Here is a 21,163-nt window from a genome sequence, read left to right as displayed (position 1 = left end):
TGGCGCGAACCAGAGCGCTGGCTTGACCCATCTGTATTCATCGGCGCCAACGGGGAGCGTAGATTCTTGAGAAGAAAATCCACATGACTCTGAAAATTCGCAAAAAATCTATTACCGCAGCAGCATTCATAGGCCTGGCGCTGACACTGGTTCTGTCCGGCGCATTGCCCGCCCCGCAGAATGCAGCCTTCGCCGATGGCTCGGATGCTCCTCCTCCACCGGCCAAGATTTCCTTTCTCCCGTACTCTCTCTCCCCGGTCATACCAAAAGGGAACGTTGTCACGGGTGATCCGGAGATCGACGATGGCTTCATCACCGGCGGCAACCTGAGTGGCACAATTCTCTCCGACGGCACGACTGCATACGCGTTCTTCCGGAGCGGCCAGCAAGAACAGGCCGGCATCGGCATGTGGCAGATCGAGTTGTCGAAGATCACGTCACCCATCGATCTGACAGACCGGTCGAAATGGACCAAGACACATCACAAGCATCCTGCAATCGCCATTCAGGACGTCGAGCCGGGTATCAGAGGAAAAATCACCCAGATCAACGCGACCTATGCCGACGGAAATATCCTTCTGTTCTTCCGCGTCGGCCGCTCCAAACAGCGCGATATCGTTGTGCCGGGACAGGACATGCCGGTTGTTGTCGAACTGGGCTATCCGGTCCAATACCCCGAGGACCTCAAGATCACGATTGGCGGGAAGAGAGGGGAAACCCTGCCCCCCGAGGCTTACGAGGTCGAGAACTTGGGAACCGGAGAGGATGCCATCCTCGCAATCGATCAGCCAATCCCGGCAGGCTCCGATATGGTCATTCGCTACTACGACAATGGCTGGCGCTATCGGTCGGTCAGCGAAGATGGCGGCAAAACGTTTTCCAAACCAACGCTCATGCTCGATCAGAACGGCGAGAAAAACGGCTTCGGGGGATCATCCGTCGTGAAGGTCGGCGCGACCTGGTTCATGGCGCACTCCACGCACGACGGGGGTGTAAGGATCAGAGAGTCGATCGACGGAATTAACTGGGGGCCACCGACCCAGGTCATCGACCTGGGACCCGAGGGCAGCGGATACGACCATCACATCGTCGGAAACAACCTCTCAGTCGAGGAATTCGAAGGTCAGGTGTACCTGATCGTTTGCCTGACAGGCGGCGGCGGTCTTATGGACGATGGCAAAGGCCTCCGGGATGCATACGACTATCCGGAGACCGCGCACCTCTGGCGCGCGAAAGTGGAACACGCGTCGGACCGGAAGGGCTGGGAGCCATACGGACAGAATCCAGTCATGATCCGCGGCTCGTCGGTCCAACAAATGGGGGGAGCCATCTGGCAGCTGAATTTCGAGCCGGTTCCCGGGGGCTACGCCGCCCTGTTCGAAGGGTTTGGGCCGGTTCCCGACTATTCTGACTATGCAGAGAACGTCGCCCTGATACGCGACTTCCAGTACGGTACGCCCGTCAACAAGTTTGACGACGAGGTTTTCAGCCAAACCTTCCTGGCCACGTGGGAAGGTACAAGCCTGATGGCGGCCTGGGACAACCGGTTTTACGATCCGGGAACGTTCCTCGTTCAGGCGGCCGCTGGCGGGAAATACCTTTCCTTCGCCTCCAAAGCCGGGGGGAAAGTCGTCCCGTCGCTCGCAAAAGACACAGAGACGATCGGGCTTACCAAGCGCGCCGGTTTTGCGTTGCTTGCCTCGGAGGCAAACCCGTCGGCCTATCTGGTGCAGAATGCTCAGTCGCACCGTGCCGACGTCTCCACAGATGTCGTCACCGGAAAACACAGCGTAGATGCGCGCCATGAGTGGATGATCTACGATGTCGGCGGGGCGAGCTATCTTCAGAACCGCTATTCGGGGAACTTCCTGACCGCACGGGACGGAAAGGTCGTCGCAAGGCCGTTCACTGGCAAGAAAAACCAGCGATGGAGGTTCACCAGGGTGGACTAACGCCAGCAGTCGCAGTTGTTGCAATCGCGACATGGGCGACCTGGTGGATACGCGCAACGGCAATCACCCGAAGCTGTCGCCGTCGTCGAAGATACGCAGCGCGGCCCAATCGGATTGCATCAGGCGACACCTTGAGCAACATTGCGCGCGACCGGCAATCCACGTGGGGAGCGCCGAAGATACGCGTTCACTTGCCGTGGGATCGGAAGGGTGTTTTCGCATGGGAGACCGGCGGGCATCCACAGAACCGGTCCACGCGACCTTGCGGAGAGAGAGATGAAGGCAATTGTCCATATTGGAATGCCGAAAGCCGGTTCAAGTTCGATCCAGGAGTTCCTGTTTCAGAACCGCTTGGCGCTGGCCGACCAGGGGTTCCGCTTTCATCGAAACGTCAAACGGCGTGGGAGCCAGTTCGAATATGTTCTGGCGGCCCTGACCCGAGCCGGAACCCTGCTGCCCCGGCAGCAACAGCGGCTGCACTACAATGCAAGGACCTTGGAGGAGCAATCCGACTCCGCCACCAAGGGTATCGTCGCGCTTGAAGACTACCCAAACCGATGGTCCGAAGACGTCGCCTTGTTTTCCAGCGAGCACATGGAGCCGTGGCTCAAGACCCCGGACCTGATACGGACGGTCGACGGCATGTTTCGGGAAGTTTTCTCGGACGTGCGCTACGTCCTGTATATTCGCTCGCCCGTAGACTCCATCGTGAGCCAGTACTCTGAGTCCATCAAACGCGGCAGCACCCAAACGCTCGACAATTTCGTAAAGCTCAGAGGGCGCCGCGTGGACATCGATCTCGTGACAAGTCGATGGGCCGACATCGTCGGAAAGGAAAGGCTGACGGTGCGCCTTCTTGACAAGACTTTTCTCAAGAACGGTGACTTGATCGAGGATTTCAGCGCTGTCTGCGGGTTCGACCCAACGCCCATGACTCAACCGCCACGGGTAAACGAGGCACTCACGGCGTCCGGAGCAGAATGCATGCGGGCCCTCAACCGGAAAATCCCGGAGGTTCACAGTGAAGGCGGACGAAACCCGCTCCGGTTCAACCTGCTCGCAGCGGTGATGCGATTGTCCGCGGACGGGCCAAAGCTGACACTTTCGCCGGAACAACGCAATCGCGTGGAGAACGCTGTTGCCGACACCAACGAGACTTTCCGTCAGAAGTACTTTCCCGAACGCGACGTCCTCTTCGAGCACCGCCCCCCCAAGGACGCCAACGTGCCGCGGCGGAAAATACTGGACATGGCACTGGATGTCATGACAGACGTCCTGATCGAGTTGCGGCTGAACCAAATCGATCCGCTGACAAGGAAGCAGATGAAGCGTGCCATGGTCGGGCAACTGAAGGAATAGACCCATGAATTGGGTGCAGGCAGGGAACCGCTGATGCGTGTCGTCATTCATCTGGGCCTCCCGAAAACCGGAACGACATCGATCCAGAGGTTTCTTCGCCAGAACGCATCGGCGCTATCCGAGCGTGGCGTCGCCTACGAGCGCATTCCGAACCCGGTTGTGGAACCTCAGGACAGCCAGTTGGAATTCGGTATCTGCCAGTTCGCGAGGGTCGGCAAAGTTGTGCCCTACGATCTCACGGCCCGCGCCTATGGGCTGATCGACGTCGCGGCCCAAGCTGACTTCGCGCGCCAGTACGAGGAGGATTTCCTCCGCGCCCTCGAAGCCCGAACCGAAGACACCTATGTGATCTCTTCCGAGCACATCGGCGCCTGGACCCACAAGCCCGAGCATGTCGCGGCGCTCGACGACTGGATGCGGGAGATCTTCGACGATGTTCGATACGTTCAGTACATTCGCCGCCAGGAGGATTGGCTACTCAGCCGGTATTCACAGGAATTACGGTCCGGCAGTGAGGCCCACCTAGAGAAGTTCATCAAGAAGAACGGCAAGCACAACTTCGGCGTCAAGGCGGACCTCTGGACAGGGATCGTCGGCCACGATCGCTTCTCATTGCGGCTGATGGAACGCGACGCCATGGTCAACGGCGATCTCATCGACGATTTCGCTTCGGCGGTCGGGTTCGACCCCGACGGACTGTCGAGGCCCGAACGCGAAAATGAATCGCTTTCGCCGCAAGCCGCGTTCTTCCTGCGCCGCTTTAATCAAAGAGCGCGCGTTCGCGACGCTGGTGACGACAACGGGCTCCAGTACCAGGTGGAACGAACATTGTCGGAATGGTCCGTGGGCAAGCCCAAGCTGCGCCTTTGGCCGCAACAGATCAGCTGGATTCGGAGCGCCAATGCCGAGCACAACGATTTGGTCAGAAGAAAGTACTTCCCAAACCGTGCCGAACTCTTTCCTGCCAAGCCGGTAGAAAGCCCAGACGGCGCGGGTTTCTCGGACGTTGACCGCGATGCAATTGCCGCAATCGGCACCGATCTCTTGTTCCGGTTCGCCAATCAAACACCTTGATACCCTCCTCGGCTCAGGTGACGGGCGCGGGATTGAAAAGCACGAGATCGTTGACGATTCCGAGCCTGTCTGCTGCGGTAGTCCGCTTGCCGCTGGCCGTATCCAAGATGAGCTTGAAAAGCTCCATACCAAGCGCCTCGATCGTTGCCTCACCGGTGGCGGCAGTTCCGGTATCGAGGTCCACCAGATCGAACCAGCGCTCGGCACGCGCGGAATTGGTGACGACCTTGACGGTCGGCGCCGCGGGAAGGTTGTAGGGCGTGCCACGTCCGGTGGAAAAGACATGCAGGTTCATTCCGGCAGCGAGTTGCAGCGTTCCACACACGAAATCCCCTGCTGGTGTGGCAGCAAATGTCAGGCCCTTTCGGCGAATGCGCTCCCCCGGACCGATGACATCCACGAGTGGACTGCTTCCCGATTTCGCGACTGAACCAAGCGATTTTTCGACGATTCCGGAAAGCCCGCCGGCCTTGTTGCCGGGTGTCGTATTCGCGCTGCGGTCTGCCCCGCCTCGGGCGAGGTATGCGTCGTACCAGGCCATTTCGCGCGCCAGCGCAGACAAAACTTCTTCGTCCGAACAGCGGGGGGCCAGCAGATGCACGGCGTCACGAACCTCGGTCACTTCCGAGAACATGACCGAACCGCCTGCCCGCACGATCAGATCGGCCGCGCAACCGATCACCGGGTTGGCGGTGACGCCGGAAAAGGCGTCGCTGCCGCCGCATTGCACGCCAACCACAAGCTCGGAGGCTGGGCAGGTCACGCGCGTCCTGCGGTTCAACCGTTCAAGATGCGCCTCGGCCTGCTCAAGTATCGCCTCGATCATTGCCGAGAAGCCGATGAGAGACGGATCCTGCAAGGTGAGCATCGAGGCCGAGGGATCGCCTTCGGGCAGGAGCCATTCGGGCCTAAGCTTCTCGCAACCTAGCCCAATCACCATTACCTCGCCGCCGAAGTTCGGATTCTTCGCCAAGTTCTGCACGGTGCGGATGGGTATCACGGCGTCGGGCGCGTTAATCGCCACGCCACAGCCATAGGCATGGTTGAGCGCCACAACGCCATCGACATTCGGGTAGCGCGGCAGCAGGTCTTTCGTCACCCGATCCACCACGTGATCGACCACGCCGGCAACGCATTGCACACTGGTCGAAATGGCGAGGATGTTCCGCGTGCCGACACTGCCATCGGCATTCCGATAACCTTCGAAAGTGTAGCCCTCCAGCGGCGCGGGCGCGTCCGGTTGTGGCGCCGGCGGCGGAAGGTCCTCCAACGTGGGCGCATCCGGCAGGCTGATGCGGTGTTCATTGACCCAGGCGCCGTGCGGCAGGTCTTCCGAGGCGACCCCGATGGTCACGCCATAACGGGTGATCGCGCCGCCACGGGGAATGTCCTTCAGCGCAACCTTGTGACCGAAGGGAACCGCCTCGCGCAACTCCGTGCCGTCGTCCAAAACCGCGCCGGCCTTGAGCCCGCCTTCTGTCAACACGACCGATACGTTGTCGGCACCGTGGATCTTCAGCGCCGGAATGGGATCGTCATTCATACGCCGGATCCGCCGTTCTTCCGCCGCATGGCCCGGACCGTATGATGAACCGAATAGGCCACGGAGATTACGATCAGACCCCAGAGGAAGATCGCAATCGGGCTTTTGGTGAAGAAGATCGTGAGCGTGCCGAAGCTTTCGAGGCTCTTCACGAAGTAGACCTCGGCCTGCCCGCCGAGAATGAAGCCGATGATGAAGGGCGCGACCTCCAATCCGACCTTCTGCCCGAGCCAGGCGAACACACCGAAGATGAGGAGCGTCCAGACATCGAACATCACGCCATAGTTGATCGCGTAGGCGCCGACCACGCACATCATCAGGATGCCCGGATAGAGCAGGTATTTCGGCACCGTTACCACCTTGGCGATATGGCGGATGGCGAAGAACATGATGGTGAACATCACGATATTGGCGAAGATGACGGCGACCATCATCACGTTCCACGTGTCCAGATTCTCGCCAATGAAGAGGGGACCTAGCTGGATGCCCTGAAGGGTGAAGGCGCCGATCAGAACAGCCGTGGTGCTGTCACCGGGGATGCCGAGCGACAGGAGCGGGATCAACGCCCCCCCGGTCAGGCCATTGTTGGCGGACTCCGAGGCGATGACGCCCTCCGGCGCACCTTTGCCGAGTTTCTCCGGCTCCTTCGAGAAGTTCTTCTGCTGGGTGTAGGAGAGCACCGACGCAGCGGAGCCTCCGACCCCCGGCAACATGCCAACGAAGGTGCCTATCGCCCCCGAGCGCGTCAGGTTCACGAACTGGCCCTTGAAGACAGAAAAGGAGAAGGCCGCGCCCTTCTGGAATTTCACGCTGTCGACGGCCTCCTCGCGGACGCCCTTCTCGGCCTCCTGCAGGATTGTGCCGAGACCGAACATGCCGATCAGCACCGGCAGGAGCGAGAAGCCGCTTTCGAGATAGTCGACGAGGAATTCCGGCATCAGCCGGTATTCGCCATTGCCGCCCACCGAGATGTCATAGGTGCCGATCAGGCTGAACCAGATTCCGAGCGCGCCGCTGAACAGCCCGACCAGAAGTCGTTTCGACAGGGAGGCAATAACCGTCAGCGCGAAGAGGATAATCAGGAATTTCTCGATATAGGAAAACTTGATGGCGAAATCCGCCAGCGTAGGCGCGAAGAGGAACAGGACCAGCGCAGAGAACAGCCCGCCGAAGAGCGAGGCGGTGATGCCCGTCTTTAGCGCCTGTTCGCCCAGCCCTTTTTGAGTCATCGGGTAGCCGTCAAAGGTCGTTGTTATCGACGATGGCGTGCCAGGTATATTCAGCAGGATGGCCGGCACGAGGCCGCCGGAGATTCCACCAACATAAAGCCCCAGTAGCAGCGCCAACCCGTTGGTAAGGTCGAGCCCGTACGTCATCGGCAGGCAGACGGCCACTGCCATGGTTGCGGTCATACCGGGAATGGCACCGAAGATGATCCCGACGAGAACGCCAAACATCACCAGCAAGAAGAACATCGGGGAGAGGAGAGAGAGAATTTCCATGGATCGGTCCCGTCAGTCCGCGTTCAGGGGAGGGTGATGAAGAAGAGTTGCGCCAGCACGTACCAGGCCATGAAGGGGGCGATGATCGCGTTGGCGAGGATGATCAGGACCTTCTTGCGGTTGATGTCGTGCACGTAGAGCAGTGACAGGAGCGCCATGAAGGGCATCGAGACCAGCAGGAAACCCATACCGGTATTCGGGAAGAGCTGTCCGACCCAGTTCATCAGCAGAAAATAGGCGATGACGAGTCCGAGCGTTCCAAACAGGCGGAGGCGATCATAGTCGAGCCCGTGTTCGCGATAGCTCTCGGCCCATCCCTGGACATGGTGGATGATCTCGCGCCCATGCACGAGCGCGATCGAAAGGGCCAGGATCAAAAGGACCCAGTGGACGATGTTCGGAAAAAACAGATGCGACTGGGGGAAGTCTATCGCAATGCTGAACGGGTCGGATTCCTGATTCATGCCGGACTCCTCCCGATGGTCCTGCTTGAGTTTTCGGCGGCCCGCCGAAGTGGAGTGGCCCCGCCCGCATGTGGCGGGGCCGTAAGGATCATGTCGTCAACGGATCGATTCGATGATCACTTCATACTGATCGCGCTTGTCCATCAAGTAGGACTGCGCTTCGGCCGAGGGCATGAAGTTCGGAATGAAGAAGGAGTTCTTCTGCGTCTCCTGGATCGCGCCGGCATCGAAGATTTCCTTCAGGCTGGCATCGATCTGCTCGACGATGGCCGGGTCCATGTCCTTGTTGTAAAGGAAGAAAAACTCCTTGTCGAAAGTGAAGTCCTTGGTCCCGTCCTGCGTCACGGAGGCGTTCGGCGTGACGAATTCCAGCAGATCCTCGCGCGAGGTCTCACCCATGCCTTCGGGGTTGGCCTGTTCAATGGTCTCCTTGCGCGCGGTGAGCCAGACGAAGCGCATTGCTTTCTGATCGTCTTCCGGCAGGCGGGTATATTGCTCATTGGCCTGAACGGAGGCGTTGATCACGTCGGCCTGGCCGTCGAACAGCAGCTGGTTCTTGTCGGATTGTCCGCCGGTGTTCACGGCGACGATGTTTTCCTCAGCGCCCGGGAAGCGAAGCTTGACCGCATTCTTCAGCGCCGAGAACCCGATCTCGGACACGCCGCCCGGCTGGATCGCCACGCGGATTTTCTCACCCTTGCCAGCGGCCTGGATGATGTCCTCAATATTCTGGTAGGGGGAGCTCTTCGGCACCGCATAGGCATTGCCGGGGTTGATCGCGACGGTCGGACCGACGGTGTATTCCTCGAAGATATTGTCGTATCCCTTCACGCCGTACAGCCAGCCCAGATAGGACTGGTCGTGGAAGATCATCACGACGGAACCGTTGGAGACGCGGCTCAGTACCTTGAAGGCCTCGCTGGCGCCCACGGCATCGACCTTGACGTTTATACCGATATTCTCGGCAAGCGCCTCGGCAACGATGCTCGAGTTCTGGTAGGTATCGCCGCCGGTCGACTTCGAGCCGATCACCACACGCAGGTTGCCGCGTAGCGGACCGTCGGCAGCAAGCACCGGCATGGCTGCAACGGCACATGCCGTGGCCACGCAGAGTGTTTTAGTGAGTTTGTTTAGCATTCCGATCTCCCTTTACTACGACACCACCGTCGCGGCGTGTGTCCCTCCATCAGACTGCACCGGCTGGGTCCGGCCTCCAGATTGCCGCGCAGCGCGTCCGTTCGCGCGACTTACCCGCCACGCTCCCCGCCCTGCGCGAAACAACTTGTGCGATAACTCATATCTCTTGCCGTCGTCGTGGTCAATATTTATCATACAACTTTGAGTGGCACCCTCAATGCCAGAGGGAGAACTCATGCACCAGGCACGATGGAGACAAAGAGAAGGCAGGCGCCAATCGCAGCGAAGCGAAATCACAGCGCCGTTCGGACGGGACCTCGACGCAAAGTCGTAGAACAGGTAAGAAATTGGCCAGCCGCACAGAAATACCCCGAAAGGCAAACACACTCATGGCGGAACCCCGCGAGGATCTGGACGAACCGACTGCGACCAATGGGCGCCGGACCCTTGCGGCGAAAGTTCGCGCAAATCTCCTCGACCAGATCAATGCAGGAAAATACGAACCAGGCGACAAGCTGCCAAGCGAGGCGCGCCTGACCAGCGAGTTCTCCGTGAGTCGCACAGTGGTTCGGGAGGCAATCGCGTCTCTGCGGGCCGACGGCCTCGTCGACTCCCGGCAGGGATCCGGGGTCTATGTCCTCGCCCCCGAGCGGACCAGCCTTCTCCCATTCCAGGACGTGGACCCCAGCCGCGTGTCATCAATGCTGGAGATCCTTGAGATTCGAACAGCCGTGGAATGCGAATCCGCGGCCTTGGCGGCGGTAAGGCGCTCTCCCGCGCAAGAAGGGAAGATCATTGACGCCTTTCACGATTTCTGTGCTGCAGCCGAGGCCGGCGAAAACACCATTGCTGCCGACTTCGCGCTCCATCTGGCAATTGCCGAGGCCGCAAACAACGCGCGCTTTCCCGAGTTCCTGTCTCTCATCGGCCCCGACTCAATTCCGCGCCGCACGTTGGAAACTGACCCGACCGAAGCGGAGCTAGCAGACTACGTGGGCATCCTTTGCAGTCAGCACGAGGCCATCGTGGACGCCATACTCGAAGGCGACGAAGAGGGTGCGCGCGCAGCAATGCGTGACCATTTGCGCAGCAGCCAGGCGCGGTACAGGGCCCTGCTCCGACGCAAGACCTGACACCCGTCATAACGCCTCGCCACAATCCGAGCTCACCCACGTCGGCCCACGCTCACGCTGACCGCCGCCGCCCCAACGTGCGCTGACGCCATGATGAACTGGCGAATCTATTGTTGCAAAAATTTGTATGATGACTTAGGAACAAATTATGCATCGGCAGATGACCAATACCAACTACCGCATGCGCCCAAGCGGATGAGGACAACGAAATGGCCGAGATCAAGACCGCAAAGGGAGACCTTCCGCAAGTTACGTCAATGCGCGTGGTCCCGGTTGCCGGACGCGACAGCATGCTGCTCAATCTTAGCGGCGCACATGGCCCATACTTCACTCGCAACATCGTCATCCTGTCCGATTCCGCCGGCCATACGGGCCTCGGAGAAGTTCCCGGCGGCGAGAAGATCCGCCAGACGCTCGAGGATGCCATTCCCCTCATCGTCGGGCGAGGTATCGGCGATTACAATGCGGCGCTCAACGCAATGCGACGGGAGTTTGCCGACCGGGATGCCAGTGGGCGCGGACTTCAAACCTTTGACCTCCGCACCACGATCCATGCCGTTACCGCCGTCGAGGCCGCCATGCTGGACCTTCTGGGCCAGTTCCTCGACCTGCCGGTCGCGGCCCTGCTCGGCGAAGGACAGCAACGCAATGCGGTCCGAATGCTCGGTTATCTATTCTATGTCGGCGACCGGACGAAGACGACGCTGGATTATCGCGATGAGAGCTCTGCTGCCGACGACTGGGACCGGCTGCGCAATGAACAAGCGCTGACGCCCGAGGCGGTGGTGCGTCTCGCCGAAGCCGCCGAGGCGCGCTACGGTTTCACCGAGTTTAAGCTCAAGGGCGGCGTGCTGGCAGGCGAGGACGAGATGCTGGCCATCGAAGCCCTGAAGCATCGCTTCCCCGAGGCCGCTGTCAACATCGACCCGAACGGCGCCTGGTCGCTCGAGGAGGCGATCGCGCTCTGCAAAGGGCGGGACGACATCCTTGCCTATGCCGAGGATCCCTGCGGCGCGGAAGAAGGCTATTCGGGCCGCGAGATCATGGCCGAATTCCGCCGCGCCACAGGCCTCAGGACCGCGACCAACATGGTGGCAACCGATTGGCGCCAGATGGGCCACTCGATCCTGTTGCAATCGGTCGACATCCCGCTGGCGGACCCGCATTTCTGGACCATGGCCGGCACCGTCCGCGTCGCACAGATGTGCCGGGATTGGGGGCTGACTTGGGGCTCGCATTCCAACAACCACTTCGACATCTCGCTGGCGATGTTCACCCATGCCGGCGCCGCGGCCCCGGGCGAGATCGCCTCGCTCGACACCCACTGGATCTGGCAGGACGGCCAGCAGCTCACAAAGGAGCCGCCGAGAATCGTTAACTCGATGGTGAAGGTCTCGGAGCGTCCGGGCCTCGGTATCGAGCCCGATATGAACCGGATCGAGGCGGCTCACCAACTCTACAAGAAGAAGGGGCTGGGCGCGCGCGACGATGCTGCCGCGATGCAATTCCTGATCCCAAACTGGACATTCGACAACAAGCGCCCCTGCCTGGTCCGATAAGGAGGAGACACCATGCGCCCCAACAGACTTCGCGAGATCTGGGCCCGCGGCGACGCCGCCGTTAACGGTTGGCTGGCCGTGCCCAGCGGCTTCTCTGCCGAGACGATGGCCCACCAGGGATGGGACACACTCACCGTCGACATCCAGCATGGTGTCGTGGATTATCAGGCCGCAGTGTCGATGTTCCAGGCGATTTCAACGACCGATACTGTTCCAATGGCGCGCGTACCCTGGCTAGACCCGGCCCATCTGATGAAGACGTTGGACGCCGGCGCCTACGCAGTAATCTGCCCAATGATCAACAGCGCCGAAGATGCCGAAAACCTCGTGAGCTACACCCACTACCCGCCCAATGGCACCCGCAGCTTCGGACCAATCCGGGGCCTGCTCTACGGTGGTCCGGACTATCCCCAGCACGCGGACGAGACCATCGTGACCTTCGCGATGATCGAGACGAGGCAGGGCCTCGACAACCTTGAGGAAATCCTCAGCGTTCCGGAGCTCGACGCGGTCTACATCGGTCCGTCCGACCTGTCCCTTGCCCTTGGCTGCACACCGACCTTTGACGATGTGGACCCACCCGTTGCCGAGGCAATCGAGCTCATCGTGCGCAAGGCGAAGGAAGCGGGCAAGGTCGCCGGCTGCCACAACGGGACGCCGGAGTACGCCCTGAAGCGGATCGAGATGGGGTTCCAGTTCGTCACCATTTCCTCTGACGCCCGGTTGATGGCTGCGGGTTCCCAGCAGGTACTCGGAAAAATGCGCGCCGGAATGCCGAAGAACGGCAGCGGCAGTTACTGACTCGACAGGAGCACAGACATGAGCAAACTTGGATTCATCGGCCTTGGTATCATGGGCACCCCCATGGCCGGTCACCTGATTGCTGCAGGGCATGAACTCTTCCTGAACACGCTCAACGAGGTGCCGGCCGAGCTTCTGGACGCCGGCGGGACCGCCTGCGCCACCGCCAGAGAAGTGGCGGAGGCTGCCGAGATCGTCTTCATCATGGTACCGGACACGCCGCACGTAGAAACCGTGCTCTTTGGCGAGAACGGCGTGGCCGAGGGCCTCAGCGCCGGCAAGATCGTGGTCGATCACAGCTCGATCTCGCCAATCGCCACGAAGGAATTCGCGTCTCGGATCAACGAATTAGGGTGCGAATACCTCGACGGGCCGGTTTCGGGTGGCGAGGTCGGTGCAAGGAACGCAACACTATCCATCATGTGCGGCGGCTCAGAGGAGACCTTCGCGAAACTGAAGCCGCTGCTCGACCTGATGGGCGGGAACGTCACTTTGGTCGGCGGCAACGGCGACGGGCAGACCTGCAAGGTCGCCAACCAAATTATCGTCGCGCTCAATATCGAGGCCGTCGGCGAGGCGCTGCTTTTCGCTTCCAAGGCCGGTGCCGATCCGGCCAAGGTGCGCGAGGCGCTGATGGGCGGCTTTGCTTCGTCCAAAATCCTCGAAATCCACGGCGACCGCATGGTGAAGCGCACGTTCGATCCTGGTTTCAGAATCGAGCTGCACCAGAAAGACCTGAACCTCGCCTTGTCGAACGCACGCCAGATGGGGCTTAGCCTGCCCAATACCGCGACCGCGCAGGAGCTTTTCAACGCCTGCGCCGCCCATGGTGGCTCGGCATGGGACCATTCGGCCATGGTCAAAGCACTGGAAATGCTCGGCAATCACGACGTCGCCTAGACCGATGGCGACGCCCGAGGCGCTCCTGCGCGGCATGTTCGACGCGGCGGTCGCGGCGGCCCAGCCGGACCTCTGCGTTCCACCGTTTCTCCCGCCCATGCCGGAGCGGGGGCGCCTCGTGGTTATCGGCGCAGGCAAGGCCTCCGCCGCGATGGCGCGGGCTACCGAACGCCACTACGGCCGGCCTCTCGAGGGGTTGGTCGTCACCCGGTACGGGCATGCCGTGCCCTGCGAGGGGATCGAAGTCGTCGAGGCAGCACATCCCGTGCCGGATTCGGCAGGTCTCGACGCCGCTGCCCGGATGCTGGGCCTGGCAAATGATCTGACGGAAAACGACACCGTGCTGTGCCTGATCTCTGGCGGTGGGTCGGCGCTGCTGCCCCTTCCGCTCGACGGGATCACGCTTGCCGAAAAACAGGCCGTCAATCGCGCTTTGCTGAAGTGCGGCGCGACGATTGACGAAATGAACTGCCTGCGCCGCCATCTGTCTGCGGTCAAGGGTGGACGGCTGGCCGCAGCCTGCCATCCAGCACGGGTGATCAACTTGCTGATCTCCGATGTACCGGGCGACGATCCGGCGAATATCGCTTCCGGCCCGACGGTCGGCGATCCGACAAGCCGACGCGACGCCCTGGGCATCGTGAATCGCTATTGCCTCGACTTGCCAGATCCCGTGCTACGTGTGCTCGCGTCGGACGAGGAAGAGAGCATCAAGCCGAACGACTCGCGCCTTGCGCGTGTCGAGACGCATCTCGTCGCGACACCTCAAATGTCTCTGGCGGCCGCGTCCAGAGTTGCGCGCGGGACCGGCCACAGCGTGCATGTCCTGGGTGACGCAATCGAAGGCGAAGCGCGGGACGTGGCAACAGTCATGGCCGGAATCGCCAAGTACATTGCGCAACACGACCAGCCGTTTTCCCGTCCGTGCATCCTGCTGTCGGGGGGCGAAACCACTGTAACAGTGCGTGGCAACGGTCGTGGTGGCCGAAACGTAGAATTTCTTCTGTCGCTGGCAATCGCGCTGGACGGAGCGCGCGGGATCCACGCGCTGGCCGGAGATACCGATGGCGTGGACGGAGCGACCGAGGTCGCTGGCGCAATAATCCACCCGGAGACACTCGCCAAGGCTGATGGCGCAGGCATTTCTCCCCGCGAAAGCCTTTCGAAGAACGATGGCCACGGATTCTTCGAGTCGCTCGGCGACCAGGTGGTCACCGGCCCTACCCTGACCAACGTCAACGACTTCCGCGCGATCCTGATCGAGTAGACTGCGAGTGTACCGTTCGGTCATATTGCGATAATTCGTGTCTTCCGCTGCCGGACCGAACGACCTCGGCGCGGAACCTGTGCGAATAACGCGGAGCAGGTTTTCACCCCCACCTCGTTGCTACAGCAAGAAGGTCTCGGAATCTGCATACCACTCCGGCGCAGCGGACAATGAGACCAGTGGGTCGAACAGCGCATCGACGGCCGGATACCATTCGCCCGTCGAAACCATGTTTTCCGAATCCCATTTGGTCAGGTCGAACTGCGCCAGGTAAGCCCATACCACCCAGGCAGCATCGATCTCCTCTGCTGCTTCGCGGACAGCACCGAGCCACTCGATGCGCTCGGTCTCTTCGGTCCTCGCCGTCGTGCCGAACTCACCCATGAGGAGCGGAAGGTCACCGGCCTGCGCGTGCCACGCCGCCACGTAGTCAAAGTTGTTCCGCAGCTCCCTCAAGTCATGTTCGCTGCCCCATTCGACGCCGGGAGGCAGCCCCCTGAGCCCCTGGCTCGTGAATTCATCCGGTAGGTAGTAGTGGAAATTAGCCACAAGATAGTCGTCGTTTGGCAATACCAATTCGTACAGGCCATTGGTGCCGCTGTGGACGTTTCCATTGACGATCAGAGCCCGGGTCGGGTTGGTTTCGCGTACCACTTCGACAAGGTCGGCAAGGACCTGGTTGATCAGGTCGGGGCTGAAGTTGTCGTTCGGATCCGACGGAGAGTACTCCGGTTCATTGTAGAGCTGGAAGTACAGGTTGTCGGGGTAATCCGCATAGCGGGTCGCGATCTGATCCCACATGGCGGCGAGCATCGGATAGGTCGCCTCGGGTTCCGCGTTCATCTCGTGGAACCCATGGGCGTTGAGGATCACGTTTAGCCCGGCATCCAGTGCCCAGCCAATTGCTTCGTCGACATGTGGGAAGAAGTCCGGATCGACCCTGTAGGTGGGATCGTTCGGATCGACGTGGAACGACCACCCGACCGGGATGCGCACCGTGTCGAACCCCTTGTCGGCGATCACGCCCATATCCTTTTCCTCTAGCCTCCAGCCCCAGCTATACGGGCCATAGGGCTCGGGGAAGCCGTCGCCCTTGGGTCTGTACGCCTCGAGTGCATTTCCCACGCTGATGCCGCGCTGGACATCGAAACTCAGGATCGGCGCGTCGGGTGCGATATGGAACTCGAAAGTGTCGGACACCGATTGGGTACCTGCAGTTGCGGTAACACGGATCTCCAACCGGTCATCGAAGCCCGCCGGTGCTGTGCCGCGGAACATCGCGCCATCGAAGGTCATCCATGAAGGCAACGCTGATCCATCGGCGAGCGCGGCGTCAACCGTGACCCAATCGCCCAAGCGGAAGGTCTGGTCGTAAAGCCGGAAGGCAAACTCGACGCACGGCAAGCGGGCGCGATCGATGAGTGCGGTGACTGGCGCATAGTCAATTGCCACGACAAAATCGTTGAAATCGAAGTCCGTGGGCACCTCAGCCGTACCGCGGAAATCCTCGAAACCTACCAGGTCCGGCCCACCGGTCGCGCTGTTGTCTTGCCAGATTGCCATGCCCGACCCGATGGCGTCGCTATCGCGGTCCGCATCATTGTCTTGAGTGAGGTCGAGGAAGAGTCCAACGCCCTCGTCTTCCGCGAGATCGGGATAGAGCGCCATGATGCTCTGAGGGGAACCATTGCGCAGGTCGCCGAGCAGGATCTCGGATTCCGGCACGGCAAACCCGTCGGCATCAATTCGGTAGACACCAAGCTCGCTGTAGTCCGTCCCCGTCTTGGCCATCACAAAGGAGAGCTGTATGTCGCCGGGGAAACCCGAAAGCAGATCGGTCGGGACAGGTGTACGTTCCGCTGTTGGCACCGTCACGCTGTCACTCAGCAGATCCGAAGGGAACGGCCCCTTTGCAACGTCCTCCCGCCGATCGAGCACGACGACATAATCGTTGAAGTCGTGGTCTGTTGGAACGCTCGGTGTCCCGGCAAAGTCTTCGAACCCGATGACATACCGATCGTTGTCGACGCCGCCAAATCCGCCAATAGCGAACCCGGAGGCCATGTCGATATCGATATCCGGGCTGTTGGTACCGTTGTCCGTCAGGTCAAGGAACAGGCCGAACTGGTCGCCAATGGAGATTTCAGCGAAGTAGTCCGAAACCTTCACGGTACCGGCATTTACCTCAGGAATGAGCCTGGCACCCTGTTTGACGGCGTCCACAACCCGGTAGATTCCCAGTTCGCCATAGTCCGTCCCTGTTCGCCGTACGCCGAAGGACAGGAACAGATCACCGGTTTCACTGATACGCAGCACGTCGGAATCCACTGAGAAGCGCTCTGTGGGAGTCACCGGCACCGAATCCGAGATCAGTTCTGCGGGGAACAGCGGGTGGCCAAATCGCTGCGGTTGGAGGAAGTCGTCAGCGTCTAGGATAATGCCATCAATGGTGTCGCCGGACCCCGTTTCGGCCAGAACGATCTCGATCCTGTCGATTTCCGAGATCGCGACGTTGATTGTGTCGAGAAATGCCGTGCTCTCGCCGTCGTACTCTGCCCGGATTTCGGATGCGAGAGCATGGAATTGGGGTGGAGCGTTTCCCAAAACATCACTCTCGAATACAACACGAAGTATGTCATTGCCCAACGTGGTGTCGTAGGCCTGCGCACCGTCGGTCGTTAGCCGGTCGTCACCGACGATGACGTCAAACTGCTTAGCATCGTAGTCTTCGCTGAAGTGCCAAACAAAGAGGTCGTCACCGGCCCCACCGATGGCAAGGTCGTTTTCGTGCGTCCCGGCGGGGTCGACGACCGCGATCGGAAGCGGACGAACTCTTCCAACACATGCATCAAAATCGAAACTCTCTGAATCGCATGGGGATGTGGCATCCTCTGCTGCGAGCCTCTTGGCGAATGCTGTCGGGTCAGCGGCCAAAACTCGCGTCGCCGAATACGTCGCAAAGGCGGAATTGAACCTGAGCGTATCATCGCCTGCCTGGCCAAAGACAAGGTCGAACCCGATTGCGCCACGTAGATTATCGGCACCCGGACCGCCGAGAATGACGTCTGACCCGGCGCCACCGTCGATTGTATCGTCACCCGCGAGACCTTCGATGTGGTCATTGCCGTCGCTTCCGGTAATCTGATCCGAAGCATCAGTTCCAAGCAGCGTCCATCCCGGCGACGCGAAGAAATCGGTTCCTCGAACACTGTCTGCCAAATCTGAAATGGAGACGCCAACGACACTAACCGTCCCGCCCAGCGTGGTCGTGATCAAGACGTCATTTCCGGTTTGCACCGCATCTGCGACGCCGTTCTGTTTGAAGCGGAGTATGTCGTTGCCGACCTCGAATCCGAGGATCGTGTCATTTCCGGTGCCCGCAAATGCAGTGATGTGAAACTCGTCGCGAGCGCCGTCTGGAACCAGGCCAGAGACAATCCAATTCCCGGATGCGTCGCGTATAGCCTCCGCTGTGCTCCCGACGAGAACATCGTCGCCGGCTTGCCCCTTCAGTATGTCCCGGCCAATACCGCCGATCAGAACGTCGTCGCCTTCGCCACCGGCAAGTATGTCGTTCCCGCGTTGCCCGGACAGCAGGTCCATTCCGAGACCGCCGGACACCCAGTCGTCACCATCGCCACCTGAAAGCGTGTCGTTTCCACTTCCGCCCCGAACATGATCACTACCGCCGCCGGCATCAACGGAATCTTCTCCAAGGCTGGCAATGATCCTTTCGTCGGTCGCTCCCCCACGAATTATGTCGTCGCCACTGGTACCTCTGATTGTCTTGCGTGCCATGGCTCTCCCTCCCCCCAAAGGATTCGAAGCAGTCCGCGGCGCGTTCCGAAGCACCGCGGATTTTATCAACGACACCAGGATTGCTCCATGACACAGATCACCGCGAAGAATGGCGCTGCCCAATCCCGGACGAGAATGCCATCCACGCCCTTGATGCCGTGGCGGTCGGGCATTGCAGGCGGCAATGTGATTGGACCCGGAGTCCCCATTTTCGCATTCTGTCGCCATGCACAGGATTGCCGCCTTTCTGACCGCCGTATTACTCGCCGCAACAGCCGCCGACGGGATGGAGGTGGACCTCGAACTCGTTCTGATGGTCGATGTTTCGCGATCGATGTCGGAGAACGAGTTGGAGATCCAGCGTCGAGGCTACGCGGCCGCGCTACAGTCGGACGCGGTCTATGCCGCCGTTCAGACGGGCATGCTGCAGCGGGTGGCACTGACCTATGTCGAGTGGGCCGGGGCGCAGGAGGTGATCGTCGACTGGCGACTCTTGGAATCGCGAGAGGATCTTGCAGCCTTTGCCGAGACGCTGACTGCGCGGTTCAACCCGTCCCTTCGGCGCACCTCCATTTCAGAGGCCCTGGTGTTCGGCGCGGAACTGATCGAGACGAACGATTTCAGCGGCTTGCGTCGTGTCATCGACATTTCTGGGGACGGGCCGAACAACCAAGGGCGGCCCGTGACAGAAGCCCGCGACGAAGTTTTGTCGAAGGGTATAGTTATCAATGGCTTGCCGCTCCTGACACGTGAGGGCATGGGCAGCGACTGGCACCTTGAAGGGCTGGATATCTACTATGAGGTTTGCGTCACCGGAGGCCCAGGTTCGTTTGTGATTCCGGTGCTGGACTGGGCGGATTTTGCCGAGGCGGTGCGGCGGAAGCTGATCCTTGAAATGGTCGGCGTCTCGCAACCGGAAACGCTTGTGCCCGCGCAAATGAGCACGCGAAACCCGGCCGATTGCCTGATCGGGGAGAAGATCTGGCAGCAGCGTCGACAATACTGGAACGAACCATAGGGCCATCGCATTCGGTGCAGAGAGTCGGTTAGCAATGCCCGCGCAATAATGTCGTCAGGCAAGGGTTTTGCCTCCACGGGCGTAGGGCGTCTATCCGATGTCCCAAAACTCGATCTCCGCGCTTGCGTCGTGATGGACCTTGGCCAACACGTCACCTGTCGCCGACAATTCGATCAGGACAAAATCACCCGTGTCTGAAAGCGCGATGTCCTCCTCTTGGAGCCCGTCGGCGAGGACAAATTTGTCCGATGCACCCTCAAAATCCGTGATCGTGTCGACACCCGGACTTTGACTTAGCACGAATGTATCTGCCCCCCGCCCCCCGGTCAGTTCGTCGGCTCCCCGACCTCCGATCAATACATCACTGCCCCTGCCTCCAAAGAGCATATCGGCGTTCTGACCGCCTACCAATTTGTCCGAGTCTGCTCCGCCCCAGATACTGTCGCGGCCGGCCCCACCCCGGAGGACATCCGATCCGTTTTGACCGTGAAGCAGATCGGCACCGCCCTCACCAAGAATCAGGTCACTTCCGCCACGCCCGTAAACCACGTCGGCGCCGCCAGATGCTGAGATCTCCTCACCATGTGCCTCGCCGAAGAATGTCTCGGCTGCAGCGGTACCCAGCGTGCGCCAATCGCTTGGCGGTGCGAGCTCGTCCAGAATGTCCCCGAAATTGCCGAACCCGATTGCTTGGGTTGCTGGAACGCCGCTTGGCAGCAAGTCGTACGGATCCTCCCCGGTCCCCGCCAGCAACGCGCCGATGAAGGTGTTAGAATTGCTCGTAAAAGCATTGTAGTCGGGTTCGGTCGCTTCAAAGGAGCGCGCGTATTTCAGCATCAATGCCCAGGCTTGGTCATCGGTCATGCCTGCAAAAGACAAATCTGTCGAGTTCCGGTCTGGTCGGTCCGTCAGCTCTCTGGCGTCGGGCGAGTTCGAAAGCCTGACGTTGTCAAGAATTTCAAAGGATCCGAAGATCTTGAATGCCCCGTCTGGCCCCGCCCGAATGGTGTATTCGATGCCGCTCTCAGCCTCGTAGACGAGGTAGAGATGTTTCACCGGAGACGGCAGGCCACCGGATGTCACGTCGCTGGCTTCGATGAAGATACGTCCGGCCATTTAGTTCCTCAACTCTGGTGAAACACGTCTGTCGAACCGCAAAGGTTCAATGATGGGAGTCTCTGGCACGCCCATGTTACCCGATCATTCCGCATCTGGCATTCATTCTGGCGAGAGGATCCAGACAATTCGATTGTGCTGACGCGACGCGAACGTCCCACCTCAGAAGTCGAATGTTGCGCAACTGGCGTCGGCCACCCGCTCGCGAAACCAGCGCGATGTCGCAGCTACCGATCGTTGCGGGATCGGCAAGTAAACGTGTTTTGCTCAGACCTTAAGACGCTACACCATTGCTATAGTCTCAGCGTTGACGACGGCGAAGGTACGCGCGTCCCATGCTCTTGCGGTGGTATAGGCAATTCTTTTCGGGCGCTTGATTCACCTCAGTTCTACTTCGACTGCATTTGCCCTTACATCAGGTGCCTTCGACGATCCTCGATCCTGATAAATTGCATCAGCCACGCTGGCGGATAACCCTCTAAGGGCAAGGGTGAAGCGCACACCGATGCCTGTGCCGGGTTCACACGGCGCGCGGTCCGG

At 60.3% G+C, this 21,163-nt stretch carries 15 protein-coding genes; 9 read left to right on the top strand and 6 right to left on the bottom strand.

What is annotated here, in order from left to right; all coding sequences use genetic code 11:
- Window positions 1-83: 83 nt before the first annotated feature.
- The 3 genes from ARC39_RS00235 to ARC39_RS00225 all read left to right on the top strand — a co-directional run bounded on the left by ARC39_RS00235 (window position 84) and on the right by ARC39_RS00225 (window position 4,385).
- Window positions 84-1,952 (top strand): sialidase family protein, encoded by a 1,869-nt coding sequence (locus ARC39_RS00235; RefSeq protein ID WP_068108297.1) that lies wholly within the window; start codon window positions 84-86, stop codon window positions 1,950-1,952.
- A 276-nt stretch (window positions 1,953-2,228) separates the two neighbouring features.
- Entirely contained in the window at window positions 2,229-3,311 is a 1,083-nt protein-coding gene (locus tag ARC39_RS00230) for a hypothetical protein (RefSeq protein ID WP_068108292.1), read from the top strand.
- 33 nt (window positions 3,312-3,344) lie between these two features.
- A complete protein-coding gene (locus ARC39_RS00225; protein ID WP_068108289.1) occupies window positions 3,345-4,385 on the top strand; it encodes a hypothetical protein in 1,041 nt (346 codons plus the stop codon).
- 13 nt (window positions 4,386-4,398) lie between these two features.
- On the opposite strand, the gene garD is transcribed toward ARC39_RS00225, so the two are convergent.
- The 4 genes from garD to ARC39_RS00205 all read right to left on the bottom strand — a co-directional run bounded on the left by garD (window position 4,399) and on the right by ARC39_RS00205 (window position 9,031).
- Entirely contained in the window at window positions 4,399-5,928 is a 1,530-nt protein-coding gene (gene garD, locus ARC39_RS00220; RefSeq protein ID WP_068108287.1) for a galactarate dehydratase, read from the bottom strand.
- Window positions 5,925-7,430 (bottom strand): tripartite tricarboxylate transporter permease, encoded by a 1,506-nt coding sequence (locus ARC39_RS00215; RefSeq protein ID WP_068108284.1) that lies wholly within the window; start codon window positions 7,428-7,430, stop codon window positions 5,925-5,927. Before ARC39_RS00215 ends, garD begins: the two co-directional genes overlap by 4 nt.
- A 23-nt stretch (window positions 7,431-7,453) precedes the next feature.
- On the bottom strand, window positions 7,454-7,894 hold the full coding sequence (locus ARC39_RS00210) for a tripartite tricarboxylate transporter TctB family protein (protein ID WP_068108281.1): 441 nt from the start codon (window positions 7,892-7,894) through the stop codon (window positions 7,454-7,456).
- Between the two features lie 96 nt (window positions 7,895-7,990).
- Window positions 7,991-9,031, bottom strand: a complete 1,041-nt coding sequence (locus ARC39_RS00205) for a type 2 periplasmic-binding domain-containing protein (RefSeq protein ID WP_068108278.1) — start codon at window positions 9,029-9,031, stop codon at window positions 7,991-7,993.
- 389 nt (window positions 9,032-9,420) lie between these two features.
- Between ARC39_RS00205 and ARC39_RS00200 the strand changes: the two genes are divergently transcribed.
- The 5 genes from ARC39_RS00200 (at window position 9,421) to ARC39_RS00180 (ending at window position 14,691) form a co-directional block, all read left to right on the top strand.
- The gene (locus ARC39_RS00200; RefSeq protein WP_068108277.1) at window positions 9,421-10,164 is read left to right on the top strand and encodes a FadR/GntR family transcriptional regulator; all 744 of its coding nucleotides are present in this window, start codon (window positions 9,421-9,423) and stop codon (window positions 10,162-10,164) included.
- Between the two features lie 209 nt (window positions 10,165-10,373).
- Window positions 10,374-11,723 (top strand): enolase C-terminal domain-like protein, encoded by a 1,350-nt coding sequence (locus ARC39_RS00195; RefSeq protein WP_068108274.1) that lies wholly within the window; start codon window positions 10,374-10,376, stop codon window positions 11,721-11,723.
- Window positions 11,724-11,735: 12 nt separating this feature from the next.
- Window positions 11,736-12,524 carry an HpcH/HpaI aldolase family protein gene (locus tag ARC39_RS00190; RefSeq protein ID WP_068108271.1) on the top strand — a complete coding sequence of 263 codons (789 nt, stop codon included), beginning with the start codon at window positions 11,736-11,738 and terminating at the stop codon, window positions 12,522-12,524.
- A gap of 18 nt (window positions 12,525-12,542) precedes the next feature.
- Window positions 12,543-13,424 carry a 2-hydroxy-3-oxopropionate reductase gene (gene glxR, locus ARC39_RS00185; protein WP_068108268.1) on the top strand — a complete coding sequence of 294 codons (882 nt, stop codon included), beginning with the start codon at window positions 12,543-12,545 and terminating at the stop codon, window positions 13,422-13,424.
- Between the two features lie 4 nt (window positions 13,425-13,428).
- A complete protein-coding gene (locus ARC39_RS00180) occupies window positions 13,429-14,691 on the top strand; it encodes a glycerate kinase type-2 family protein (RefSeq protein WP_068108267.1) in 1,263 nt (420 codons plus the stop codon).
- 120 nt (window positions 14,692-14,811) lie between these two features.
- Here the strand turns inward: ARC39_RS00180 and ARC39_RS00175 are convergent, their stop codons facing one another.
- Window positions 14,812-18,489 (bottom strand): cellulase family glycosylhydrolase, encoded by a 3,678-nt coding sequence (locus ARC39_RS00175; RefSeq protein WP_068108266.1) that lies wholly within the window; start codon window positions 18,487-18,489, stop codon window positions 14,812-14,814.
- 226 nt (window positions 18,490-18,715) lie between these two features.
- On the opposite strand from ARC39_RS00175, the gene ARC39_RS00170 reads away from it, so the two are divergent.
- Window positions 18,716-19,507 carry a DUF1194 domain-containing protein gene (locus ARC39_RS00170; RefSeq protein WP_068108265.1) on the top strand — a complete coding sequence of 264 codons (792 nt, stop codon included), beginning with the start codon at window positions 18,716-18,718 and terminating at the stop codon, window positions 19,505-19,507.
- A 90-nt stretch (window positions 19,508-19,597) separates the two neighbouring features.
- Here the strand turns inward: ARC39_RS00170 and ARC39_RS00165 are convergent, their stop codons facing one another.
- Window positions 19,598-20,623 carry a calcium-binding protein gene (locus tag ARC39_RS00165; protein ID WP_068108263.1) on the bottom strand — a complete coding sequence of 342 codons (1,026 nt, stop codon included), beginning with the start codon at window positions 20,621-20,623 and terminating at the stop codon, window positions 19,598-19,600.
- Window positions 20,624-21,163 lie beyond the last annotated feature (540 nt).

Origin of the sequence: Tropicimonas marinistellae (assembly GCF_001509585.1) — a bacterium.
GTDB lineage: Bacteria > Pseudomonadota > Alphaproteobacteria > Rhodobacterales > Rhodobacteraceae > Tropicimonas > Tropicimonas marinistellae.
Note: the sequence above shows the minus strand (reverse complement) of the source record. Positions and strands in the feature narration are given on the sequence as shown.